Origin of the sequence: uncultured Sphingobacterium sp. (assembly GCF_964277905.1) — a bacterium.
Classification (GTDB): domain Bacteria; phylum Bacteroidota; class Bacteroidia; order Sphingobacteriales; family Sphingobacteriaceae; genus Sphingobacterium; species Sphingobacterium siyangense.
In genome coordinates this window covers 1-22799 of sequence record NZ_CAXYKD010000033.1, presented here as the reverse complement: position 1 = coordinate 22799, position 22799 = coordinate 1, and the positions used below count along the sequence as shown (strand labels likewise).

21 protein-coding genes are annotated in these 22799 nt (G+C 39.3%); 8 read left to right on the top strand and 13 right to left on the bottom strand.

Annotated features, from left to right (window positions below):
- The first annotated feature begins 739 nt into the window (after window positions 1–739).
- Entirely contained in the window at window positions 740–1777 is a 1038-nt protein-coding gene (locus tag ACHWSC_RS15420; RefSeq protein ID WP_394677321.1) for a LacI family DNA-binding transcriptional regulator, read from the top strand.
- A gap of 95 nt (window positions 1778–1872) precedes the next feature.
- On the opposite strand, the gene ACHWSC_RS15415 is transcribed toward ACHWSC_RS15420, so the two are convergent.
- From ACHWSC_RS15415 to ACHWSC_RS15400, 4 genes are read right to left on the bottom strand one after another with little or no spacing between them, the layout of a single operon-like run.
- Window positions 1873–2718: a hypothetical protein gene (locus ACHWSC_RS15415; protein ID WP_394677320.1), complete on the bottom strand. Its 846-nt coding sequence runs from the start codon at window positions 2716–2718 to the stop codon at window positions 1873–1875.
- Complete coding sequence (locus ACHWSC_RS15410; protein WP_394677319.1) at window positions 2715–3098, bottom strand: GntR family transcriptional regulator; 384 nt, start codon at window positions 3096–3098, stop codon at window positions 2715–2717. Before ACHWSC_RS15410 ends, ACHWSC_RS15415 begins: the two co-directional genes overlap by 4 nt.
- Window position 3099: 1 nt before the next feature.
- A complete protein-coding gene (locus ACHWSC_RS15405; protein WP_394677318.1) occupies window positions 3100–3909 on the bottom strand; it encodes a hypothetical protein in 810 nt (269 codons plus the stop codon).
- Window positions 3893–4744, bottom strand: coding sequence for an ATP-binding cassette domain-containing protein (locus ACHWSC_RS15400; RefSeq protein ID WP_394677317.1), 852 nt, complete (start codon window positions 4742–4744; stop codon window positions 3893–3895). The genes ACHWSC_RS15405 and ACHWSC_RS15400 overlap by 17 nt, the downstream gene beginning before the upstream one ends.
- 724 nt (window positions 4745–5468) lie before the next feature.
- Here ACHWSC_RS15400 and ACHWSC_RS15395 point away from each other — a divergent pair.
- Window positions 5469–5945 (top strand): hypothetical protein, encoded by a 477-nt coding sequence (locus ACHWSC_RS15395; protein WP_394677316.1) that lies wholly within the window; start codon window positions 5469–5471, stop codon window positions 5943–5945.
- On the opposite strand, the gene ACHWSC_RS15390 is transcribed toward ACHWSC_RS15395, so the two are convergent.
- The 3 genes from ACHWSC_RS15390 to ACHWSC_RS15380 are packed head-to-tail and all read right to left on the bottom strand — an operon-like array spanning window position 5946 to window position 8717.
- On the bottom strand, window positions 5946–6722 hold the full coding sequence (locus ACHWSC_RS15390) for an enoyl-CoA hydratase/isomerase family protein (protein ID WP_394677315.1): 777 nt from the start codon (window positions 6720–6722) through the stop codon (window positions 5946–5948).
- The gene (locus ACHWSC_RS15385; protein ID WP_394677314.1) at window positions 6723–7562 is read right to left on the bottom strand and encodes a hydroxymethylglutaryl-CoA lyase; all 840 of its coding nucleotides are present in this window, start codon (window positions 7560–7562) and stop codon (window positions 6723–6725) included.
- A 6-nt stretch (window positions 7563–7568) separates the two neighbouring features.
- A complete protein-coding gene (locus tag ACHWSC_RS15380; protein WP_070567729.1) occupies window positions 7569–8717 on the bottom strand; it encodes an acyl-CoA dehydrogenase family protein in 1149 nt (382 codons plus the stop codon).
- A gap of 154 nt (window positions 8718–8871) precedes the next feature.
- On the opposite strand from ACHWSC_RS15380, the gene ACHWSC_RS15375 reads away from it, so the two are divergent.
- Window positions 8872–10479 (top strand): acyl-CoA carboxylase subunit beta, encoded by a 1608-nt coding sequence (locus ACHWSC_RS15375; RefSeq protein ID WP_394677313.1) that lies wholly within the window; start codon window positions 8872–8874, stop codon window positions 10477–10479.
- A 91-nt stretch (window positions 10480–10570) separates the two neighbouring features.
- Here the strand turns inward: ACHWSC_RS15375 and ACHWSC_RS15370 are convergent, their stop codons facing one another.
- Both ACHWSC_RS15370 and ACHWSC_RS15365 read right to left on the bottom strand, forming a co-directional pair.
- Complete coding sequence (locus ACHWSC_RS15370) at window positions 10571–12499, bottom strand: acetoacetate--CoA ligase (RefSeq protein WP_394677312.1); 1929 nt, start codon at window positions 12497–12499, stop codon at window positions 10571–10573.
- Window positions 12500–12621: 122 nt separating this feature from the next.
- Complete coding sequence (locus tag ACHWSC_RS15365) at window positions 12622–13668, bottom strand: ferredoxin--NADP reductase (protein ID WP_120332630.1); 1047 nt, start codon at window positions 13666–13668, stop codon at window positions 12622–12624.
- Window positions 13669–13930: 262 nt separating this feature from the next.
- On the opposite strand from ACHWSC_RS15365, the gene ACHWSC_RS15360 reads away from it, so the two are divergent.
- Window positions 13931–14647 carry a superoxide dismutase gene (locus ACHWSC_RS15360; RefSeq protein WP_075993370.1) on the top strand — a complete coding sequence of 239 codons (717 nt, stop codon included), beginning with the start codon at window positions 13931–13933 and terminating at the stop codon, window positions 14645–14647.
- Window positions 14648–14701: 54 nt separating this feature from the next.
- Here ACHWSC_RS15360 and ACHWSC_RS15355 read toward each other — a convergent pair whose 3' ends face one another.
- Together ACHWSC_RS15355 and pyrE are read right to left on the bottom strand one after the other, a co-directional pair.
- Window positions 14702–15100 (bottom strand): SRPBCC family protein, encoded by a 399-nt coding sequence (locus ACHWSC_RS15355; protein WP_248931973.1) that lies wholly within the window; start codon window positions 15098–15100, stop codon window positions 14702–14704.
- 19 nt (window positions 15101–15119) lie between these two features.
- The gene (pyrE, locus tag ACHWSC_RS15350; RefSeq protein WP_070567741.1) at window positions 15120–15770 is read right to left on the bottom strand and encodes an orotate phosphoribosyltransferase; all 651 of its coding nucleotides are present in this window, start codon (window positions 15768–15770) and stop codon (window positions 15120–15122) included.
- A gap of 22 nt (window positions 15771–15792) precedes the next feature.
- Here pyrE and ACHWSC_RS15345 point away from each other — a divergent pair, with 22 nt between their 5' ends.
- From ACHWSC_RS15345 to ACHWSC_RS15330, 4 genes are all read left to right on the top strand, one after another.
- Window positions 15793–16380 (top strand): NUDIX domain-containing protein, encoded by a 588-nt coding sequence (locus ACHWSC_RS15345; RefSeq protein WP_232475558.1) that lies wholly within the window; start codon window positions 15793–15795, stop codon window positions 16378–16380.
- 58 nt (window positions 16381–16438) lie between these two features.
- A complete protein-coding gene (locus tag ACHWSC_RS15340) occupies window positions 16439–17155 on the top strand; it encodes a 3-ketoacyl-ACP reductase (protein ID WP_075993373.1) in 717 nt (238 codons plus the stop codon).
- A gap of 119 nt (window positions 17156–17274) precedes the next feature.
- Complete coding sequence (locus ACHWSC_RS15335) at window positions 17275–18336, top strand: NADH:flavin oxidoreductase/NADH oxidase (RefSeq protein ID WP_394677311.1); 1062 nt, start codon at window positions 17275–17277, stop codon at window positions 18334–18336.
- A gap of 87 nt (window positions 18337–18423) precedes the next feature.
- Window positions 18424–18816 carry a VOC family protein gene (locus tag ACHWSC_RS15330; RefSeq protein WP_394677310.1) on the top strand — a complete coding sequence of 131 codons (393 nt, stop codon included), beginning with the start codon at window positions 18424–18426 and terminating at the stop codon, window positions 18814–18816.
- Window positions 18817–18880: 64 nt separating this feature from the next.
- Here the strand turns inward: ACHWSC_RS15330 and infB are convergent, their stop codons facing one another.
- The gene (infB, locus tag ACHWSC_RS15325) at window positions 18881–22027 is read right to left on the bottom strand and encodes a translation initiation factor IF-2 (protein ID WP_120332626.1); all 3147 of its coding nucleotides are present in this window, start codon (window positions 22025–22027) and stop codon (window positions 18881–18883) included.
- A gap of 103 nt (window positions 22028–22130) precedes the next feature.
- The coding region (locus tag ACHWSC_RS15320; protein ID WP_394677309.1) for a transcription termination/antitermination protein NusA at window positions 22131–22799 on the bottom strand (669 nt) is incomplete at its 5' end.

Genomic DNA, 22799 nt, shown 5'->3' with positions numbered 1-22799 from the left:
TTAGGATTCGAAAGAAGGGTCGGCCGGGTTCGATCCAATGGAGGCTCAGGGCTGTGCTTGGGAAATGAGGGGCTGAGCCAATCCCAGCGGGATCACTAAAGAAAAGCTAATCGCAAGATTAGCTTTTTTTGTTTAACACTCACGGGAACTTCTTTTTGTTCTGCAAAAATTACCGGTAAAACCGAAAAGCTACAACAACACCTACGCGCAATCCCGTTCAGCCTATAGTTTACCTATAATCTAATATTGAACTGTTCTCACAAAACTATTTTCATTATCAGTTGTCTCTATTTATACAGACAAAAATTTAAATGATGAAAAGACAATTAACATGTATAATGATGTCATCCTCTTTTTTCCTTATTACAAGCTGCTCCGTAATAGAAGGGATATTTAAGGCTGGTGTTTGGACAGGTATCCTCATCGTAGTTGTTATAGTCGCCCTTGTCCTTTGGCTCATCAGTAAACTTTTCGGTGGCACCAAATAACAGCCTCCTTTTTTAACAAACTTTTCAACACCTTTCGCCCGAATACCAACAACATCTCATCAATTCTCATTAACAACGCTTTTCTTGATCTCCATTTGAAAACATGTTTTTTATCTTATCTTTATAATTTCAAGAATTTACGGGCTCAATACAACAAAAATAGTAACCGATAATTCAAGAATAATTCTAGTGCTATCTTACCATCGTATTGACGCTAGAACATTTGTAATCAATGAAAGAGGATCGAGCACATGAAGAGATTTACGTTAAAAGAGATTGGCCAACAGTTAAACCTATCTCCAGGAACCATTTCCAAAGCACTAAACGATAGCCATGAAATAAGTGCAGAAACAAAAAAGCTAATCTTAGATTTTACGCAGAAAATCAATTATATACCAAATTTCTCCGCAAAAAGCTTAAAAACGGGGCGTTCAAACACCTTAGCAATCATTGTTCCATTTATCTCAAGCTCTTTTTTCTTTGATTTCTACGAAGAGATCTCGCACATTCTATCGCAGACGAATTATAAACTGATCCTATTGCAGACTTTTAACGACGAGAAAAAAGAAAAAGAAGCGCTTGAACTTTGCATACAAAGCAATATCGAAGGAGTGATCATTTCCCCTGTGAAAAATGATTCAAGCTTATCGCTTTTGTTTTATATGATGGAGCAGGTTTGTCCTGTTATTATTTTCGACCGAATAAACCATCAGCTCGATACATTCAAAATCGGAATCCAAAACAACAAGGTCATCTACCAGGCAACAGAAGAAATGATCAAAAACAGCAGAGAAAATATCATTCTTTTACTCTGTAAAGATATTGGCGGAAATGTAAGCCGTATAAAAGGATATAAAGATGCACTCTTCAACGCCGGCGTACCCTTCAAAGAAGAAAATATTATAGAAATATCCTATTCCAGCCCCAAGGACAATATCGACAACGAACTGGAAAGCAAAATAAACACGTTATTAAATAAGCCCTCCGCTCCAAATGCACTCCTCTCAACGACAGACACCTTGTCGTTAAAAGTTTTGCACATATTAAATAAGTTGAAGGTGAAAATTCCTGATGACATGAACTTAATTGGCTTTAGCAACACCCCTTTTGCAAACAGTCTCAATCCATCTCTAACAACAATCACCCAACCAACACAGCTTATGGCAGAAAAATCGGTAGAACTCCTCTTGCAGATGTTAAAGAAAAAAAACAAAAAGAATTATTTCGAATTCGAGACGTATTTTTTGGACTGCAGTATCGAACACCGAAAATCTACATCATCCCTTTAAAGAAAAGGTCAAAATTCCGCTATGGAATTTTGACCTTTTCAGAAAATACCGATCTCTACTATTAATGATCGACCGCAACATCCACCAATTAAACCTTACTTAATCAATGATCGCAATGCATGGACAGGCAAATCTATTTTAGTATCATTAGATAGATTCCCGTTCAATGTTCCCCATTGCAAACTATCTAAACGGACAGATGATTTCCCTTCAGTCTTGATATTCAGAAGACCAACTTTGGCTTCAGGTCCTTTCCTATTGAAATAAACTTCTGAATTGCTTGCCACAATATCTGCACTTTGATAATTCGTACGCGGAAGCCCCAAAACACTATTCGTCGTGTTAACAAATAAACGACCAACAAGAGAATTCCCCTTACTGTCCGTCCCACCAAGATCATCAATAGTGGAATTTGTCAGGTTCAGGTTCAACGTATTTATAACGGATTTCTCTGCAAGGGAAAATGCCTCAACGCTATCACCTACTACAGTCAACTCGTTCAACTTGGCGGACAACTCGTTAATACCCGCATTTTTTAATCTCAAAACCTTAAGATCAGGTGAAAAAATATAGATTGACTTATACCCCCCCTCTCCTCCTGATAAAAGATCTAAGGTAAGATTGCCAGATTGATCGACATTCGTTTTCACAAAGTCGGCTTGACTTTTATTAACTTTAACCATAAACTTATCACTTTTCACCCAATACAACCCTACACCACTTGCATTGGTACCTACAATATAAAGCTTATCGAAAGCTGCCAAGGGGAACGACCGATAATAAACATCCTTTGCACCTGGCTTAGATACCTCCTGCTCAACATCAGCATTATATTTTTTCGCATCCACTCGATTTATACGAACAAGGTAGGACGCGACAAGCATCGGAACCGCGAATAAGCCTATTGCTAATCCCATTATTATTTTTGTACTTAATTTCATGACTCATTTTGATTAAAATTCTGACTTACAAACCGTCTATAACGTTGCTCTAACTCATCCAGACCGATTTCCAATAAATAAATATTACGAAAAAACAAGGGAAGATCTTCTTCTAGAAAAATTGCCTTTCTATATAACTTCACATTCTTCACCGATTCTTGTGTCAGAAAAAAACCGATCCCGCGCTTATTGGCTATAATTTCTTTCTGCTGCAACACATCGTAGGTCCGCATAACAGTATTGGGGTTAACCTCCATCTGAACTGCCAATTCCCTTACTGAGGGGAGCTTTTCATCCACTTTCCAGGTCGCTAGCAAAATATGATCACATACGTACTCAGCAATCTGAAGGTAAATGGCTTTATTTGCATTGAACTCCATATTAAATCTCCTTTTCTTTTAACCTTAAAAAAGCAATCGCCCAAATCATTATGGTAAGCAACACTCCTACAGCGCCGATCAATGCAAAAATATGATTTGAATCAGACCAATAGTTATTATCCATTGTACCTACGGTATCCTGGGTCTGAGTCTTCATTAAGTAAACAAAAAGACACATCCAAACAACACAGTAAAGCACAAGAAAAATAGCCGTCTTTACATATTGATAGTTTTGGTAGACGATCCCACCAAGTAAGAAAATTGCATTCAGAAGAATTGGTACAAAACAAAAATAATAAGCCGGCTCAGGGTATTGAACCTTGAAAAAGTACTGCCATAGATCCACACTGACCGTCTCTCCTGATGGCTGTACTTCATTTACAACCACAGAACCAACGCTCCTCAAATAAGAAACAAATGCCAAATCGATCAAATAAAAGACCAATAAGTATGAACCAATACTCACGACAACCGTATAGAATAAGCTGACCAGAAACTTTTCCAATTGTGACGCCGGAATCATCAGCTCAAAAATCGCCCGGGTCTTTTTCCCTAAATCAGCAAAATAACTGCTCGAGATAACCGTTACAAAAAAGAGTCCCAAGATACAAAACAACGGTGCTCTGAAATTTAGCAGCGAATAAACAGTATTCTTTTTGATGTCATCATAATTTGATCCCAAATTAACTGCATAAAAACCAAAAATTACCCCGGCAATAATCCCTATTGACATCAGATAAATTCGCCCAAAACCAATCCATTGTCTTCGAATCAGTCCAAAAAAACGCGTGGCATTAAATAGATTTGACATATTCATCATGTTTAATAAGGTCCGTAATTTTTTCCTTGCACTGTAACACAGCATTAAATAGCAACTCCAAATCCAGTTTCGAATCTTCTACCGACGAGTTTGGGAGAATAACATTAAAACCACCCACGCCTTCTTCGGAATAGAGTGTATCCAAAGGCAACTCTCTTACTTTTTTAAAGCATAAGCGATCAGTAATCACATGCATCGGAGCGTTGAGTGCAACCTTATGATCATCAAGCAAAATAACAGCATCAATAAGATTATCCAGATCACGCACCTGATGTGTGGAGATAATTACACATCGATCGTCAGTAATGGCAGAAGCCATAATCTTTCGAAACTGAACCTTAGAAGGAATATCCAAACCATTCGTTGGTTCATCCATGATGATCACTTTTGTGTTAGACGCCAAACCAAAAGAAATAATATATTTCTTTTTCTGTCCATAACTCATGTTTGCTAATTTTTGCTCAATAGGAATATCGAACTCACGGATAAGCTGATCAAAATATCCCTCATCGAAGTTGGGGTAAAACCCTGCATTAGCCTTCAGAAACTGTTCCGATTTTACGGCAGGGAGATAAAACTCTTCCGGAATAAAACTAATCTCCCTTAACAAGGAAGGTTCCCTTCGATTAGGGTTATGCCCCAGCACATCAACTCGCCCCGAAACAGGATATACCAAACCGGCAATATTCTTAAGCAAAGTTGATTTGCCAGCACCGTTCTTCCCCAACAAGCCATAGATATGCCCCTGCTTCAATTCAAGATCCATATGAAGAAAAAGTGGCCTTGATTTACTATAGCTGAAATTTAGATTTTGGATAGTAACCATACTGCTGTATTATTTAATTAATACACTAATATAGAAACGAATTTTATATAATTCCAAAAATATTTTAAAAAAAAATACAGGCAGGGCTTTGCTTACGCTCAGGCATTACTTTATTTTAATAGCGCCAATCGGGCATAGGATAACATAAACACTCAATTTATGTAATAAACATAATGTAATGACAAACAAATAGTTATTTAAATACATTATGAAATTCATAATAAACAAAATGCAACTTTAATGACATGCGTTATCCGTGTTAAAAAACTGAACAACTTACAACTATCCGTCAAAACTAAAATAACCCCATTCTAAGCCTAAATAAATTAAAACCACACAAACCCCTTTAGAACAACAAACAGCACCTCAGAGAGGCTAAAAACAGCCAAAACCAAAACATACAAGAGTAGTATTGATTACTCAATAGGAAATACCTTTGTTCTTTCAATCATTTGAACTGTGTGTTTGGACTAGTTAATCGTTATTCTCCACCTTACCGAGAAACAGCAAATTACACGCAACAGTAGCATTAACCAAGAGTTAAACAAAACACAAAACAAACTAACAATCAAAACAATAAAAAACTTATATAAAGAATAAATACACATAAATATGACATCACTTGAGCAACAGATTAGTCAACTGATGAAAAACCACCGTCTATTTTTGGCGATGATATTGCTTAAAATAGCTTTAAATCTATTTTATTACCATCTTTGTCTGTATGATGAATTACATTTATCCTTTCATTCTAGCGATGCATTCTTTATGGAGATGGGAGGTATTGATTGTACTAACGATTAGTCTCGTGAACTTTTTTTACAAAAGAAAAAAGGAACTTCCATTCTCCCCTACCGATCAGTTTCTTGTAAAAATTACGGTTATTTCTTTTTATATTCAGCTATTTTTGGGTTTTAGCCTCTATGTACTGAGTCCCATCACACAGTACTTTCTGCAACATTTTAACGAAGCAGTTCACCTCAGGCAAATTCGCTTCTTTGGCATGGAGCACAGTAGCATGATGATTATTGCCGCAATCTGCTTAACATTAGGTGCCCTTAAAAGCAAAAACGCCGATACAAACGATCGACGTTTTAAAATATTATTAATCTGGTTTGGACTAGCTCTCCTGATCGTCCTTAGCTCCATTCCCTGGGAATTCTCGCCGCTGACAAGCAGACCTAGTTTTCGATCATTTTAATTAGCTATTTTGCCAGTTGGCTTTTCTTTTATTTCGCATTGCATCCATTCCCTCTTTGAAATCATTGGTTTTACGCAAATCTGCCAAAGTCTCCAACAGAAAGCTATACTTATCATCATAATCTTGCTCTTTTAATTTTCGCAGCGCTACAAAACCCCTTGATATAGCCAAAGGAGCATTTTCCAGGATCGTCCTTTTCAATTCAATCAATACTGTTTCTTCAGCATCCAGCATGCCATACAAGATTTCCTTTTCCAAAGCCTCCGCAGCAGAAAAAGACCGACCACTGATACATAGATCCATCGCTTTTCTTTCAGGCATATATTCTATAAGCAACGCCAACACCTGAAATGGAAAGAGTCCAATTTTCACTTCAGGCAAAGAAAAACGTACATGTGGGAGAGCAAATAAATACGTACAGGATAATGCTATCAAAAAACCACCTGCAATAACATCTCCCCTAACAACACAGATTGAAGGCTTATCTAAACAGGCAAATATTTCTGCCAGTGACTTTTCAACCTTGGGAATTGCCGAATTTCCAATATCTAATGTGGGGTCCTCAAAAGCTTTAAGATCCATACCAGCACAGAACACCGGACCTTCAGCCTCTATTTGTATTAAACGAACATCAGGATTGCTATTCGCCAAATTCAATGCATAGGCTATTTCGCTCACCATTGTCGGACTAAAAGCATTTCTTTTATCCGAACGAGCTAAGGTCAAGTTGAACACATGCCCCTCAACGTGCACTTTAATAAAATTCAGTTTTTCCATCTACAAAATCATTTGTCTGAAGCTATGCTCCAATCCGATTATTTCAGCATCAGTTCCTCGTCCAAAATAATGCAACAACAGCTCTGAAGGTATATTACCGACCAAATCATCTTTTGCAAATGGACAGCCGCCATAACCGAGCAATGCGCCTTCAAATTTACGGCAACCCGCCAGATAAGCTGCTTCAACCTTTGCAAGACTCTCCTCTCGCCTTGCATGAAAATGTGCGCCTACTTCCAGTGTTGGAAAACGAGTTTTAACAAAACTAAATAATTCTGAGATCTGCTTTGCATCGGCTTCTGAAGTTGTGTCTGCCAAAGAAAATTCCCGAATGCCAAGATCGCATAATTTTCCAATCCACTCTTCTACCAAAAGCGGGGACCAAGGGTCACTGTATGGGTTTCCAAAAGCCATGCTAATATAAACAACCAGAGATTTATGCTGCGAGTCGGCCAAAGCTTTCATTTCTTTTACCTGCTGATAAGAAGCCGCCAAGCCCATATTGGTATTTCGAAGTTGAAATGTTTCCGATATTGAAAATGGATACCCTAAAAAGTGGATTTTTTCCTCTAGAGCTGCCTCCTGCGCGCCCCGAAGATTGGCGACAATCGCCAATAACTTCACTTTCTCATTCGTCCTGATTCCTTCCAGTACTGCTTTTGTATCCGCCAACTGCGGAACTGCTTTCGGCGAAACGAAAGATCCAAAATCAATAACATCAAACAGCCCACTTTCGATTAACGTATTGATATGTTTAATTTTCTTATCCGTCTCAATAAAGTTATGAAGCCCTTGAACAGCGTCTCTTGGGCAATCAACCAACACAACTTGATCCCTCATAATATGCTATAAAATATCTTTCTCAATCTCTCTAGCGATCACCATTTTCTGAATGCTTGAAGTCCCTTCACCTATTGTACATAACTTGGCATCTCTAAAAAACTTCTCGGCAGGATAGTCCTTTGTAAATCCATAACCACCAAAGATTTGTACAGATTCATTCGAAACACTAACGGCAGCCTCCGACGCATAAAGTTTAGCCATCGCACCAATTTTAGAAACACGATCTCCATGATCCTTTAAATAGCCCGCCTGCCTCGTCAACAGTTCACTGGCTTCCACCTGTGTAGCCATATCTGCAAGTGCAAAAGAAACCGCCTGAAATTCGTAAATCTTTTTCCCAAACTGCTCACGCTCGTGCGCATATTTCAACGCGCACTCGTAAGCTCCGCGTGCAATACCCAAAGAAAGTGCCGCAATAGAAATACGTCCGCCATCCAATAATTTTAAGGCCTGCACAAAGCCCTGCCCTTCTTCACCGATGAGTTGATCCCGATGAATCCGACAATTATCAAAAAACAGACAGGCAGTTTCTGAGGCACGCATCCCCAATTTATTTTCTTTCTTTCCTGCGGTAAATCCAGGTGTACCTTTCTCAACAATAAAAGCTGACATCCCTTTTTTATCTCCCTTAGCACCCGTCCGCGCAATAACGACAGCAACACTAGAACTGATGGCATGCGTAATAAAATTTTTAGAACCATTTAACACGTAGTGATCACCATCTCGCTCAGCAAATGTCGTCATTCCACCAGCGTCCGAACCAGAACCTGTCTCTGTAAGTCCCCAGGCACCGATCCATTCAGCTGTCGCCAACTTTGGAAGATAACGTTTCTTCTGTTCCTCACTGGCAAAGCTTAATATATGATTTGTACATAACGAATTATGCGCCGCTACGGAAAGTCCAATTGAGCCACACACCTTGGAAATCTCATCCAAAACGGTAATATACTCCTGATATCCGAGTCCCGATCCACCATATTCTTCAGGAACGATCACACCCATGAAACCGTGTTCGCCTAACTTTTTAAAAACTTCTATTGGAAATATTTGGGCTTCGTCCCATTCCATCACATAAGGTTTGATATGATACTGTGCAAAATCTCGTGCACTTTGTCTGATCATATCCATTTGTTGTTTATTTTCAATAAACATAAGCATGAATATTAAATTTACAATCGGTAATTCAATTCAAATATATCAAAATATTTAGGAATAAAATTGCAAATATTTTAAAATTTTATTTTAAATTTATCTAAAAATAAGAAATTCTTAATTCAACAGCTTTTTAAAACCAAGATTATAAATTATGAAGGAGCTACTCGCATTACTTCGCCAAAAAAGAGAAAATTTAAAATTGGGTGGTGGCATCGATAAAATAAAAAAACTGAAAGAAAAGGGTAAAATGTCAGCCTGGGAACGAATAGAATATCTACTGGACCCAGAGCGAGAATATCTGGAAATAGGCATGTTTGCCGGCGAAGGAATGTATAAAGAACATGGTGGATGCATAAATGCAGGTTGTGCAGCGGTACTGGGCTATGTAAAATCCAAACTATGTGTCATCGTCTCTAACGACGCAACCGTAAAAGCAGGAGCCTGGTTCCCTATTTCTGCCAAGAAAAATCTACGCGCACAGGAAATTGCCATGGAAAACAATCTTCCAATTATTTATTTGGTAGATTCTGCAGGCGTGTTTTTACCGATGCAGGATGAAATATTTCCGGATAAAGAACACTTTGGCCGCATATTCCGTAACAATGCCCGCATGTCTTCCATGGGAATACCTCAAATTGCAGCAATCATGGGAAGTTGCGTGGCAGGTGGCGCTTACCTCCCTATCATGTCCGACTACGCCTTTATCGTCGAAGGAACAGGCTCTGTATTTTTAGCAGGCCCATACCTGGTCAAATCTGCGATAGGTGAAACCGTAGACGCTGAAACACTCGGCGGTGCTTCTACCCATTCGGAGATATCCGGCGTGACAGACAATAAATTTCCCGACGACCAAAGTTGTTTAGAGGCTATAAAAAATGTTATCGATAAAATCGGTGGAAATCCAAAAGCTAATTTCAACAGAAAGCAAAGCCTTCCTCCAAAAACAGATCCGAGTAAAATAGTAGAGATTCTTCCCGAAGACAGAACAAAACCTTATCGCATGCAGGATATCTTGAATGCAATTGTAGACGCAGATACTTTAGAGGAATACAAACCCGATTATGGAAAAACGATTGTCTGCGCCCTCGCACGCGTAGACGGCTGGGCTGTCGGGATTGTTGCCAATCAACGTGAAATTATCAAAGCCAAGAAACCCGGTAACGCAATGGAAATGCAGATGGGCGGGGTCATCTATAGTGATTCAGCAGATAAGGCAGCGCGCTTCATCATGAATTGCAACCAGCAGAACATTCCGCTAGTATTTTTTCAGGACGTCACTGGATTTATGGTAGGAAGCCGATCAGAACAAGGGGGGATTATCAAAGACGGAGCAAAAATGGTAAATGCAATGGCCAATTCCGTAGTTCCAAAATTCACTTTTATTGTTGGAAATAGTTATGGCGCAGGAAACTATGCGATGTGTGGAAAAGCGTATGACCCACGACTAATCTACGCTTGGCCTACTGCCCAAATGGCTGTCATGAGCGGTGCCGCTGCAGGCAAGACACTGTTTCAAATCCAAGAATCAGCTTTAAAAGCCAAGGGTCAAGAGATTAATGAAGAAGAGAAAAACAGTCTCCTTAAATCAATAGAAGATCGATACAACGAGCAACTGAGTCCGTATTACGCTGCTGCAAGATTATGGGTTGATGGAATTATAGCGCCTGAAGAAACACGAAAAGTCATCAGCATGGGAATTGAAGCCGCCAACGAAAAACCTATTCTAGAACGGTATAATGTAGGTGTTATACAGGTCTGAGTGGAGTAAAATTAAATTAGAAAACCCCTCGGATGATGAAGTTTATCGTTTGAGGGGTTTTCTAATTAGGTATTTTTATATTATACTATACTTAAGATCTTATCCAGATTCTACTGATCGCTTCAAAGTCTAACAAAGATTCTCTGTTCCGCATAATATCTACTGACACCGCTTTTTCTACAGCCATTCCCGAAAAAATCTTCTTAATAGGCAGTTCCAGTTTTTTACCGCTTAACGTGTAAGGAATAGCCGATACCTGAAAAATATCGTCTGGCACATGTCGCGGACTATATTGCTGCCGAAGCTCCCGTTTAATCTCCCCTTTTAACGCATCATTCAATAAAACATTGTCCAATTGAACAAAAAGCAACATATCAGATGATCCATTTTCATGATCTACACAGATAACCAAACTATCCAAGACCCCTTCGGTTCTATTTAAAACATTATAGATCTCTGCAGTACCGATACGTACGCCACCCCGGTTTAGCGTTGCATCTGAACGACCGTACATAATTATTCCATCATGTGCAGTGATCTTAATCCAATCACCATGACTCCAAACACCGCTATATTTATCAAAATAACTATCAAAGTATTTTTTATTCGCCAAATCATTCCAAAAATAGATGGGCATACAGGGCATAGGAGCTAAAATAACAAGTTCTCCCACCTCTCCATAAAGATGATGACCATGCTCATCAAATGCTTCTATCTTAGCTCCTAAGGTGCGACATTGGATCTCCCCTGCATAAACATCAAGCAATGTACACCCCGAAAGAAAGGCACTGCAAACGTCTGTACCACCACTTAGCGAGACAATTTGACTCTCTGGAAACTGTAGATTTAGCCATTCAAACACATCTGGTGGAAGTGGTGAACCTGTCGATCCTATTGTTTTCGGCTGATAAGCCAAGGATTTTAAATCTTGATCCTGACAGGAGATGAGATAAGCAGCGCCAGCACCAAAATGGTCAACCTTGCTTTCCTGTGCAAACTTCCATAAACTTAATTTATCGGGATAATTCGTAGCCCCATCATATATACACAATGTATTTCCCATTAAAAGGGCCGAAAGCGCGTAATTCCACATCATCCATCCAGTAGTGGAATACCACATGAATCGATCCCCGTCTTGCACATTTTGATGCAGTCCAAGTGCTTTCATATGTTCTAGCAGCATACCGCCAACTCCATGTGTAATGGCTTTGGGCTTCCCGGTAGTTCCCGAAGAATACAAAATCCATATTGGCGCGTCAAAAGGCATTGCCGTAAATTGGAGCTCAGCTTGCGCAAGATCCTTTTTCAGAATCTCTTCCCAAATATTGTCATCAATCAAAACACAAGCCAGTAAAGATGGTAGTCGCAGAGAAAGCTGTTTAATACTCTCCGCTTTTTCAAAAAGACGGCCATTATAGTAATAACTGGAATTTGCGAAGAGCACTTTGGGTTCAATCTGCTCAAAACGATCCTGAATACTCGCCTCCCCAAAATCGGGCGAACAACAGGACCAAATAGCACCAATGGAATTAACAGCTAAAAATAACGCAACAGCTTCAATGCCATTAATCAATACACCAGCAACGCGATCTCCACTTTGTACCCCTAGTTCTTTCAAATAGACCTGAAGTTTGAGAACCATGGATTCCAACTCAGTCCATGACACCTCTCTTTTAACTTGCTGTTCAGATTGAAAGATTAATGCCGGACGCTTTTCCGTTGTGTTTCGAAATACGTGTTCAGCATAATTCAAGGTAGCCCCAGCAAACCATTTTGTTCCGATAAAGCTTGTAGGATCTGCTGGCGACTCAACAATAGTTGTAAAGCCTGAATGAAACTTTATATTAAAATAGGCGGCTATACTCTTCCAAAAACTAGCCAGTTCCGTCGTAGACCATGCCCAAAGCTCCTGATAGGATGGAAAGAATAAGCCATGCTCCTTCTCGACATATTGTTTAAACTTATTGATCTCAGATTGAGATTTTTGCTCTTCTGTTGGGCTCCAGAGTAATTTCCCCATAATAGTTAGCTATAAAACGGTTATATCCAAACTTAGATAAATTTACTTGTATATGCAATTTTAAATATTTCTGGTACCCCATAACTGCACAGCATATTTTTGGATTAAATACGAATGCTCAATTATAGCACTTCAATAGCTGTATTCATTTCTACCGGATGCCCCGTGCACAACAGTATTCTTCCTTGTTCAACTTCGCGGTCTGTTAATACCTCATTATAGTCCATTCTTACTTTTCCCCTTGTACACTGCGAAATACACGTACTACACATACCGGATTTACAAGAATACGGCAACTTAATTTTATGTTCCAGCCCTATATCTAAAATAGATTTATTGTAGGGAACCTCTAGATGATAAGTTTTACCTTGAAAAGATAGTTCGATGGCATAGGTTGTTGTATCGACTTCCTTTTCAGTCTCATCATCATCGTCCTCTTCATTTTCGGGCAATAGAAATGTCTCCCGTTTTATCTGATTGGAATCAAATCCCATCCCCAATAGTGTAAAACGACATAAGTCCATATAAATCACAGGACCGCAAGTATAAAACAAAGCATCTTCCTTATTTCCAAACAAATGATCATTAACAATAGCATGTATATAATCTCTATTTAACCTGGCTTTCATCAAGTATTTACTATTGGAGTAAATCCACACAATAGTTAAGCGATCAGGAAATCGATCTGCCCAGTGCTCCAATTCCGATCGGAACGGTGTTAACTCCAGCGTACTATTACTGTAAATTAAAACTATTTTGGACTTACTTTCAGCAAGAAGCGCTGTTTTCAGAATAGCATACAAGGGTGTAATGCCAATTCCTGCAGCAAACAAAAATAAGGTCCGAACCTTTTCTGCTTTAGGTTCATATACAAATAAACCCTGAGGTTCCATTGCATTCACGATATCCCCCTCCACAATAGTATGGTGGAGCAGTCGGGATATTTCTCCATTTTCGACACGCTTAACAGTGATACTTAAGGGCTCATTATTATCAGGCGAACTATTAAAAGAATAAGAACGACGTACCTCACGATCACCAAACACAAAAGAAAGTGTAATAAACTGCCCAGCTTTATAGGAAGGATAGTCTCCTGCTATAGACTCAAGCTGAAAAGTAATGTTATTATTAGGTTGGGGGATAATTTTTGAAATCCTTAATGTATACATAAATCAAACTTAGCTAAATTTGACTTTATAAACAATTATAATTCTCTAGCTACACTGCCCTAAGACTACCTTGAAGCGTTCTTAAAGGAATGCAAATTATGTGTTACGTAAATACCGTAAACCAAAATTCAAAACAATATATGCCACCCTAAAAGATGAATCTATAACAATTTTGTTGTATTACAATTAACAGACAATTCTTGCACAATATTTGTAAAATTTCACGTTATATTTATATCAAAACTAATCACAATAAGATTATATGCAAACACGCAGAAACTTCCTTCAAAATGCAGCAAAAGCTACACTGGGCATCGCTGTATCTGGATCAATATTACAAGATATTGCTTCCGCGAAAGCTACTGAATTAAATGCCGCTACCTTAAAGTTTTCCCAAGTAAAATTACCTTTCAGTTATGCCGCTTTGGAGCCTAATATTGATGCGTTGACAATGGAAATCCATTATACAAGGCACCATATGGCCTATATTAACGCCGTTAACGAAGCCATTCTTGCTGAAAACATCAAAGAAGCCTCAGAGGAGCAACTTCTAGCAAACATATCTAAGTACTCTCCTAAAGCAAGGAATAACGCTGGTGGAGCTTGGAACCATAACTTTTTTTGGGAAAGTCTGTCCGATAAGCCGAGCCAGCCCTCTGAAAAATTATTGACCATGATCAATAAGACATTTGGTTCTTTAGACAAATTCAAAGAACAATTTGCCGCAGCAGCAACCTCACGATTCGGTTCGGGATGGGCCTGGTTGATTTTGGATGACTCAGGTAACTTAAAAATTACCTCTACTCCAAATCAAGACAACCCTTTAATGGATGTTGCAGAGGTAAAAGGTATCCCCGTTTTAGGCCTTGATGTATGGGAGCATGCTTATTACCTGCACTACCAAAACAAAAGAGCTGATTATATTAAAAATTGGTGGAATGTTGTGAATTGGAAAAAAGTCAATGAAAGACTAGCATAAAAAAAAGCTCGATTAGTAATAATCGAGCTTTTTTTTATATCCGTTATGAACAAGCTATCCTAGCTTTTCTTTTAATTTGTTGACCTGAAAATCAACTAATTTTTGAAGTGGTCCAGAAGCGATCATCTTCATCATCATGTTGAGATCAGCATCTATAATAAAGGTTGCCTTTGTCACCGTATCAGCAACAACTTGCAATTCCCAACGAAGAGTAACCTCAAAAGGCGCCTTCTCCGAAGGAACCAACTTAATGAATTGATTCTCACTACGCTCTTCTACCTTAAGAGCCAATTTTGCCATATTCTGAATTGTAAATCGAGCTTCGTCCGTAGTCGAAGACCAATTGTAGATATTTTCCGGCATCAACTGTTCATGATTGTTGAGATCCGCCAAAAATGCATACACCTCGCTGACATTTTTATTGATTTCTGTTGTGTTCTGAATAGTAGTCATAACGATAAATTAATCTTTTTTATTGAAAATTATCTCCCCAAGTTGCAGGGTTCAATCGCCACTTTTTCAAGATCTCAATATCCTCTTCCAATACATAACTATTTTCAGCAGCGACCTGAATCAAAGCATCATAATTACATAAACTGAAATAAGGACATTTTGCATCGGCAAAATTATCAGTAGCTTGTTGCAATCCATAAGTAAAAATAGACACCAACCCAACAACATTGCAGCCAGCCTCACGTAAAGCCTTTACAGCCACTAAACTACTCTTACCTGTCGAAATTAGATCTTCTATTACAACTACACGTTGACCGCTAACTACTTCACCTTCAATTAAATTCTGACGACCATGGTCCTTAGCTGAGCTTCTAACATAAGAAAATGGTAGTCCCAAATCCTGTGCTACCAAAACGCCTTGTGGAATACCTGCCGTAGCAACTCCAGAAATCATATCCACTGATCCAAACTCTTCTTGAATAAGCTTAGAAAGCTTTTGACGAATGTATGTACGAATCGCAGGATGAGATAAAGTGATACGGTTATCACAGTAAATTGGAGACTTCCAACCCGACGCCCATGTAAAAGGACTTTTAGGTTGCAATTTTATTGCTTTAATTTGCAATAAGGATTCAGCAACTTTTTGTTCAACCTCATTTAAATTATTCATGGCGCAAATTTATAAAATTTATATGAACGAAACCGTGCTAATTTTAGCAGATTTTGTTCCATCGAAAACCAAAAACCCACAAACAATTAGTTTTCAAGAGATTGACCTCCAAAAACTTTTCAAACAATCTGAAATTGATAAAGTTCCAAAAACATATCTCTACATCAACAAGGATTTTGAAACTGTATTTCAAAACTTAAAAAATAAAATTAAGCTCATCAAAGCAGCCGGTGGATTGGTGAAAAACGGTGATGGAGATTATCTTTTTATCTACCGATTAGGAAAATGGGACCTCCCTAAAGGTAAAGTGGAAGACAATGAAAAAATGCGGGAAGCAGCTGTACGCGAAGTTGAAGAGGAATGTGGCATTAAAATCAACTACTTAGGAAAAAAAATTACCACATCATACCATACTTATTTTTTGCGAAATGGAGAATTCGTCCTAAAAGCAACAAACTGGTATGAAATGGGAGTCAACAAAGTGCCTAAATTGATTCCACAAACCGCAGAAGATATTACAAAAGCGGAATGGCGTCATGTGGACCAATTTGAAGACATACGGAACAACACTTACCCTATTATCGAAAATATCCTCAAAAAGGCAAAATAAGTTGCCTTTTTGAGGTTCATCTGACACGAATAAAAAAGATCATACCTATTTTTATGTTATGGAAAATATAACAGGAAAAAGAGCCTTAATTACAGGTGGCGCGCGGGGATTAGGAAAAGCAATTGCCTATGCATTAGCGAAAGAAGGTGTTCATATCGCGATTACTGGGAGAAATGAAGCTGCTTTGAAGGATACGGCTGCGGAACTTGCCGAGCTAGGCACTGAGGTCACTTATGCCGTTTTTGACGTATCAAATTATAGTGCTGTACAACAGGAGATCGAGCAACTGAAAAACACTTTCGGTAGCTTTGATATCTTAATTAACAATGCAGGAGTGGCATCATTTTCCTCTGTGCTCGACATGGACGTTGCCGATTGGACATCGATCATTCATACCAATCTCTTGGGTACATACTTTGTTACAAAAGCTATCCTTCCACAACTGATTGAAAAAAATCAAGGCGATATCATTATGGTATCTTCGACTGCCGGATTAAATGGCGCGGCCACCACTTCCGCTTATAGTGCATCAAAGTTCGGCGTCATCGGCTTCGCCGATTCTTTAATGCGGGAAGTACGGAAAAACAATATTCGTGTATGTACATTAATGCCAAGCACGATTGCTTCCGATATGTCCAAAGAACTTGGACTTACCGATGGCGATCCGGAAAAAGTCCTCCAGCCTGAAGATTTCGCAGAGTTGGTGGTTGCCAATTTAAAACTGCCAAGAAGAGCAATGCTAAAATCAGCATCTTTATGGTCTACAAATCCTTAACAGTTGAACCACGGTTCGCAAGGATTTAAATAAAGGCTTCTGAGGGCCTCTCTTTACAAAACAAAGAATTGATCAAGGCGGGAGCTTTCCTTGCTCCTGCCTTCTATAAACACGCAATTATGAGTCAATTATTTTCATCAGTAAATATTGGAAACCTGCAATTGAAAAATCGTTTGGTCGTATCTCCAATGTGCCAATACTCCGCAAAAGATGGTTTTGCAAATAACTGGCATTTGGTTCATTTGGGCCAATTTGCAATCGGCGGAGCTGCAGCAGTAATACAGGAAGCAACAGCAGTTAGCCCTGACGGTCGAATCAGTGATGGAGACCTTGGTTTATGGGACGACCAGCATATCGAAAAACTAAAAGAAATAACCGAGTTCATTAAAGAAAATAATTCCATACCGGGCATACAACTTGCTCATGCAGGCCGCAAAGCAAGCAGTAATAAACCCTGGGCCGGGCGGAATCAATTTTCACCAACGGATCCACAGGGTTGGCAAACAGTCGCCCCATCTCCGATCCCTTTCCATGCTGGAGATTATGAACCACAGGAGCTTGATGTAGACGCCATTGAAAATCTGATTGAACAATTCGGAACAGCAACAAAAAGAGCCATACAGGCAGGCTATGAAATTATTGAACTCCACGCTGCACATGGATATCTGATCCATCAATTTCTTTCACCACTGAGTAACTTACGGACAGACTCTTTCGGCGGGATCTTTGAAAATAGGATACGTTTTCTTATTGAAATTGTGAAAAGAGTAAAACGAGAAATAACAAGCCAAAGTTTATGGGTACGTATTTCAGCAACAGATTGGGCCGAAGCAGGCTGGGATCTACAGCAGTCTATAGCCTTATCACAACTACTGTATACATTGGGGGTAGATTTAATTGATGTGTCGAGTGGAGGCTTGGTCTCCTATCAAAAAATAGATGTCGGACCAGCATATCAGCTCCCTTTCGCCATCGCGATTAAGGAACATACCAAGAATAACGTTGCCACAGTAGGTTTAATCAAAACGGCTATTCAAGCGTCTGAGATCATCGCACAAAAGCAAGCTGATTTAATCTTAATCGCGCGGGGATTTCTTGATGATCCACATCTTCCATTACATTTTGCCAAAGAATTAGATGCTGACATCCCCTGGCCTAAACAATATGAAAGAGCAAAATAAGATGAAACATTGTAAAATAGTCTGTATATGATCCATATCCTTAAGGAACAACCTTGTATAACAAACACAATGAGATAAGATTTAAAAATGAAATTAAACCTCAACAAGATACATCATATCGCCATTATCTGTAGTGATTATGAGCGTTCAAAGAAATTCTATACTGATATACTGGGCCTAGAGATTGCTAGAGAATACTATCGTTTGGAACGTGATTCCTACAAACTGGATCTCAAACTCAATGATCATTATATTATAGAACTTTTTTCCTTCCCATCACCGCCTAATCGGCTCAGCTTTCCAGAAGCCGCCGGTTTAAGACATCTTGCATTCGAAGTCGATAATCTCGACCTAGAATTAAATAAGCTCGAAAAAGCAGGTGTATCACACGAAGGGATTAGAATAGACGAGTTAACAAATAAACGCTTTACATTCTTCTTTGATCCTGATCAGGTACCAATAGAACTATACGAACGTTAAAACAGAAAGCGGCATTGATTAAAATCAATGCCGCTTTCTGTTTTATTACTGTATCACTAAGTAATTACAATTTACGTTTCACTTCAACTTGTTCGTAAGCTTCGACAATGTCTCCCACTTGAATATCATTGAAACGGTCAATATTTAAACCACATTCATAACCCATTGAAACTTCTTTCACATCGTCTTTGAAACGTTTCAAAGATGCCAGTTTACCAGTATGAATTACGACACCATCTCTGATTATGCGGATATCATTATTTCTATTGATCTTACCTTCTTTAACCATACATCCGGCAATCGTACCAACTTTAGAAATTTTGAAAGTTTCTCTGATTTCAACCTCAGCAACAATTTTCTCTTCAAATTTCGGAGCCAACATACCCTCCATCGCAGACTTGATTTCATCAATCGCATCATAGATGATCGAATATAAACGTACATCAATTTGCTCGTTCTCTGCCAACTTACGCGCATTTTGTGTCGGACGTACTTGGAAACCTATGATGATCGCATCGGAAGCAGAAGCTAACAATACATCTGATTCAGAGATCGCACCCACTGATTTATGAATAATATTAACTTGGATCTCGTCAGTAGACAATTTCAATAATGAATCTGATAATGCTTCAATAGAACCGTCCACATCACCTTTAACGATAATATTAAGTTCTTTAAAGTTACCGATGGCCAAACGACGACCGATTTCATCCAAGGTAATATGTTTAGTTGCACGCATACCTTGCTCGCGTTGTAACTGAAGACGTTTGTTGGCTACAGTTCTAGCTTCAGACTCGCTTTCAAGAACATAAAGCTTATCTCCTGCTGTTGGCGCGCCTGCCATACCCAAGATTTGTACTGGAACAGACGGTCCCGCCTCTTTAACACGTTCACCTCTTTCATTAGTCAAAGCCTTCACCTTACCTGAATGCGATCCCGCTAAAATAGGGTCTCCAACACGTAATGTACCACTTTGTATCAATACCGTTGTCACGATACCACGACCTTTATCCAAAGCTGCTTCAATTACTGAACCAACAGCACGTTTTTTCGGATCAGCTTTTAGATCTAACATCTCAGCTTCCAATAGAACTTTCTCTAATAATAGGTCAACATTTTCTCCCGTTTTTGCCGAAATCTCTTGCGCTTGGAACTTACCGCCCCAGTCTTCAACTAAGATATTCATCGCAGAAAGCTGCTCACGGATTCTATCAGGATTTGCTCCCGGTTTATCTACTTTAGTAAATGCAAATACGATTGGCACTCCCGCTGCTTGCGCGTGGTTGATTGCTTCTTTTGTTTGCGGCATGACAGCGTCGTCCGCTGCAATAACGATAATAACAATATCCGTCACTTTAGCACCGCGGGCACGCATAGCCGTAAAAGCTTCGTGACCAGGAGTATCCAAGAATGTAATTTTACGGTCATCCTCCAATTTCACCGCGTATGCACCGATATGTTGGGTGATACCACCGGCCTCACCAGAAGTAACGTTCGCCTTACGGATATAATCCAATAAAGATGTTTTACCATGGTCAACGTGTCCCATGACCGTTACAATAGGGGCTCTTGAAACCAAATTCGCTTCGTTATCCGGTTCCTCAAGTTCAGCAGTCTCCTCATCCTCAGGTTTGATAAACTCTACCTGATAACCAAATTCATCCGCTACAATTGTTAAAGTTTCCGCATCTAAACGTTGGTTAATTGACACGAACATACCCAAACTCATACAAGTTGCAATAATTTGGGTTACCTGAACATCCATCAAATTAGCTAATTCGTTTGCTGTTACGAATTCTGTAACACGCAATACTTTCGCCATCATTTCTTGCTCCATTGCAGCTTCTTCTGCATGTTGAGCAACATCGTCACGTTTCTGACGTCTCAATTTGGCACGTTGCGCAAATTTACCAGATTTACCTGCACCACTCAAACGAGCAAGTGTTGCCTTGATTTGATCTTGGATTTCCTTTTCAGTAGGTTCTTCCTTATTCTCAACAGGTCTTCCCTTACCTCTATTGTCAAAACGATTACCGTGTTGCGGTCTCGTACCTTGTCCTGGTCTACCTGGGTGTTGGTTGTTACCTCCTTGTCCTGGTCTACCCGGGTGTTGGTTGTTGTTTTGCCCTTGACGATTGTTCGGGTTGTTGTTAGGACCATGATTCCCTCCTCGGTTACCCTGTTGGTCCCGGTTGTTGGGATTGTTGCCATCACGCGGCCCACGGTGTTGGTTATTATGACCTTGACCTTGCCCCGCATTTGGGTTTACTGGACCATTTGGATTCGTACGCTTACGCTTACGTTTCTCATTATTATTTCCAGCATTTGAAGATGAAGCCACTGGTTTGTGGGAAGGTCTAGCAGATGGTAATTCAATCTTACCAATGACTTTAGGACCGGTCAATCTCTCTGCGCGAGCAGAAATAATTTCATCTCCTTGTTTTTTCACAGGCTCCACTATTGGAGTTACTGGTACAGCTTTCGGCGCTGTTTCTTCTTTTTTCTTGTCTTCTACCTTCACAGGTTCAGTTTTTGTCTCTACAACCGGAGTTGCTTTTACTTCAGTTTTATTTACTTCGGGTTTTTCTATTTCAGCTTTTGGTACAACAACTTCCGGCTTCTTTTCAATAACCTTTGGTTCTTCTTTTTTCGCTTCAACAATAGGCGCTTTGACTTCGGCTTCTTTCTTTTCTTCCACCTTAGCTTCAGCTTTAACCTCTACAGGTGTTTCTTTAACGGTTTTTGGTTCCTCCTTAACAGGTTCTTCCTTCTTGACCTTATTTCCGCCTCTATTCAATGCGTCCAGATCAATCTTACCAACCACCTTCATACCACCTTGATGAACGGGCTCCTCTACTTTTGCAGGAGTAGTTTCCTTAACAGAAGGGATTTCTACCGTATTTTTGACCAGGATTTCCTTGGATTCATCATGATCTTCGAAATCCTCGTTCTTAGATGATTCCTTAGGAGAAGTGGACGGCGACTCCTCACGACGAATTTTGCCAATCACAATTTGTTTAGCTTCATCTTTCAGTGATTTGTCTCCCTGAAACTCTTTTAACAGCACACCATACATCTCTCCGCTCAATTTAGTGTTAGGCTTTGCTTCTACATCATATCCTTTTTTCACTAAACATTCCACGGCGGTATGTATCCCGATGTTGAGTTCCTTTGCTGCTTTAAGCAAGTTTGTTCCTTTTCCTTCAGTCATCTATAATATAAACTATTTTAATATAATTACAAAAATATGTTTTTTTCCATCCATAAACAATTTATTCCGAATGTTAGATAGAAAAAAATTAACAAGCTGAATTTTATTCAAATTCAGCTTGTAAAATACGTACAATCTCGCGAATTGTATCCTCTTCCAGATCTGTACGTCTCACTAACTCTTCCTCACTAAGAGATAGCACAGATTTCGCTGAATCCAAACCAACACGTTTTAATTCATCGATTACCCAGCTTTCAATCTCATCGCTGAACTCTTCGATATCAACATCTTCATCGAACTCATCATTCTCACGATAAACGTCAATTTCATAACCGGTCAATTTTCCTGCCAATTTAATATTGTGTCCACCTCGCCCAATTGCCAACGAAACTTGATCGGATTTTAGGTATACCGCTGCAGTTTTATTTTCTTCATCAATTTTGATTGAACTAATCCTGGCGGGACTCAGAGCCCGGGCAATATACAAGGAATGGTTTGTCGTAAAATTAATAACGTCGATATTCTCATTACGCAGTTCACGTACGATACCATGAATACGGGATCCTTTCATACCCACACAGGCTCCTACCGGATCAATACGATCGTCATACGATTCAACAGCAACTTTCGCTCTTTCTCCAGGTTCGCGAACGATTTTTTTGATCGTAATTAAACCATCAAAAATTTCAGGGACTTCCAGTTCAAACAAACGTTGTAAAAACGCCGGTGCGGTACGTGAAATAATAATCTTTGGATTATTATTCATCATATC

Bases quoted from the DNA above. Each gene is read 5' to 3' on its own strand.
- ACHWSC_RS15410 (WP_394677319.1), bottom strand. From the start codon at position 3,098: ATGGAGTTCAATGCAAATAAAGCCATTTACCTTCAGATTGCTGAGTAC.
- ACHWSC_RS15340 (WP_075993373.1), top strand. From the start codon at position 16,439: ATGGAAAATATAACAGGAAAAAGAGCCTTAATTACAGGTGGCGCGCGG.
- ACHWSC_RS15375 (WP_394677313.1), top strand. From the start codon at position 8,872: ATGAAGGAGCTACTCGCATTACTTCGCCAAAAAAGAGAAAATTTAAAA.
- ACHWSC_RS15330 (WP_394677310.1), top strand. From the start codon at position 18,424: ATGAAATTAAACCTCAACAAGATACATCATATCGCCATTATCTGTAGT.
- ACHWSC_RS15355 (WP_248931973.1), bottom strand. From the start codon at position 15,100: ATGACTACTATTCAGAACACAACAGAAATCAATAAAAATGTCAGCGAG.
- ACHWSC_RS15385 (WP_394677314.1), bottom strand. From the start codon at position 7,562: ATGAGGGATCAAGTTGTGTTGGTTGATTGCCCAAGAGACGCTGTTCAA.
- ACHWSC_RS15345 (WP_232475558.1), top strand. From the start codon at position 15,793: ATGAACGAAACCGTGCTAATTTTAGCAGATTTTGTTCCATCGAAAACC.
- ACHWSC_RS15400 (WP_394677317.1), bottom strand. From the start codon at position 4,744: ATGGTTACTATCCAAAATCTAAATTTCAGCTATAGTAAATCAAGGCCA.
- ACHWSC_RS15380 (WP_070567729.1), bottom strand. From the start codon at position 8,717: ATGTTTATTGAAAATAAACAACAAATGGATATGATCAGACAAAGTGCA.
- pyrE (WP_070567741.1), bottom strand. From the start codon at position 15,770: ATGAATAATTTAAATGAGGTTGAACAAAAAGTTGCTGAATCCTTATTG.
- ACHWSC_RS15415 (WP_394677320.1), bottom strand. From the start codon at position 2,718: ATGAAATTAAGTACAAAAATAATAATGGGATTAGCAATAGGCTTATTC.
- ACHWSC_RS15335 (WP_394677311.1), top strand. From the start codon at position 17,275: ATGAGTCAATTATTTTCATCAGTAAATATTGGAAACCTGCAATTGAAA.
- ACHWSC_RS15405 (WP_394677318.1), bottom strand. From the start codon at position 3,909: ATGTCAAATCTATTTAATGCCACGCGTTTTTTTGGACTGATTCGAAGA.
- ACHWSC_RS15395 (WP_394677316.1), top strand. From the start codon at position 5,469: ATGATGAATTACATTTATCCTTTCATTCTAGCGATGCATTCTTTATGG.
- infB (WP_120332626.1), bottom strand. From the start codon at position 22,027: ATGACTGAAGGAAAAGGAACAAACTTGCTTAAAGCAGCAAAGGAACTC.
- ACHWSC_RS15365 (WP_120332630.1), bottom strand. From the start codon at position 13,668: ATGTATACATTAAGGATTTCAAAAATTATCCCCCAACCTAATAATAAC.
- ACHWSC_RS15370 (WP_394677312.1), bottom strand. From the start codon at position 12,499: ATGGGGAAATTACTCTGGAGCCCAACAGAAGAGCAAAAATCTCAATCT.
- ACHWSC_RS15360 (WP_075993370.1), top strand. From the start codon at position 13,931: ATGCAAACACGCAGAAACTTCCTTCAAAATGCAGCAAAAGCTACACTG.
- ACHWSC_RS15420 (WP_394677321.1), top strand. From the start codon at position 740: ATGAAGAGATTTACGTTAAAAGAGATTGGCCAACAGTTAAACCTATCT.
- ACHWSC_RS15390 (WP_394677315.1), bottom strand. From the start codon at position 6,722: ATGGAAAAACTGAATTTTATTAAAGTGCACGTTGAGGGGCATGTGTTC.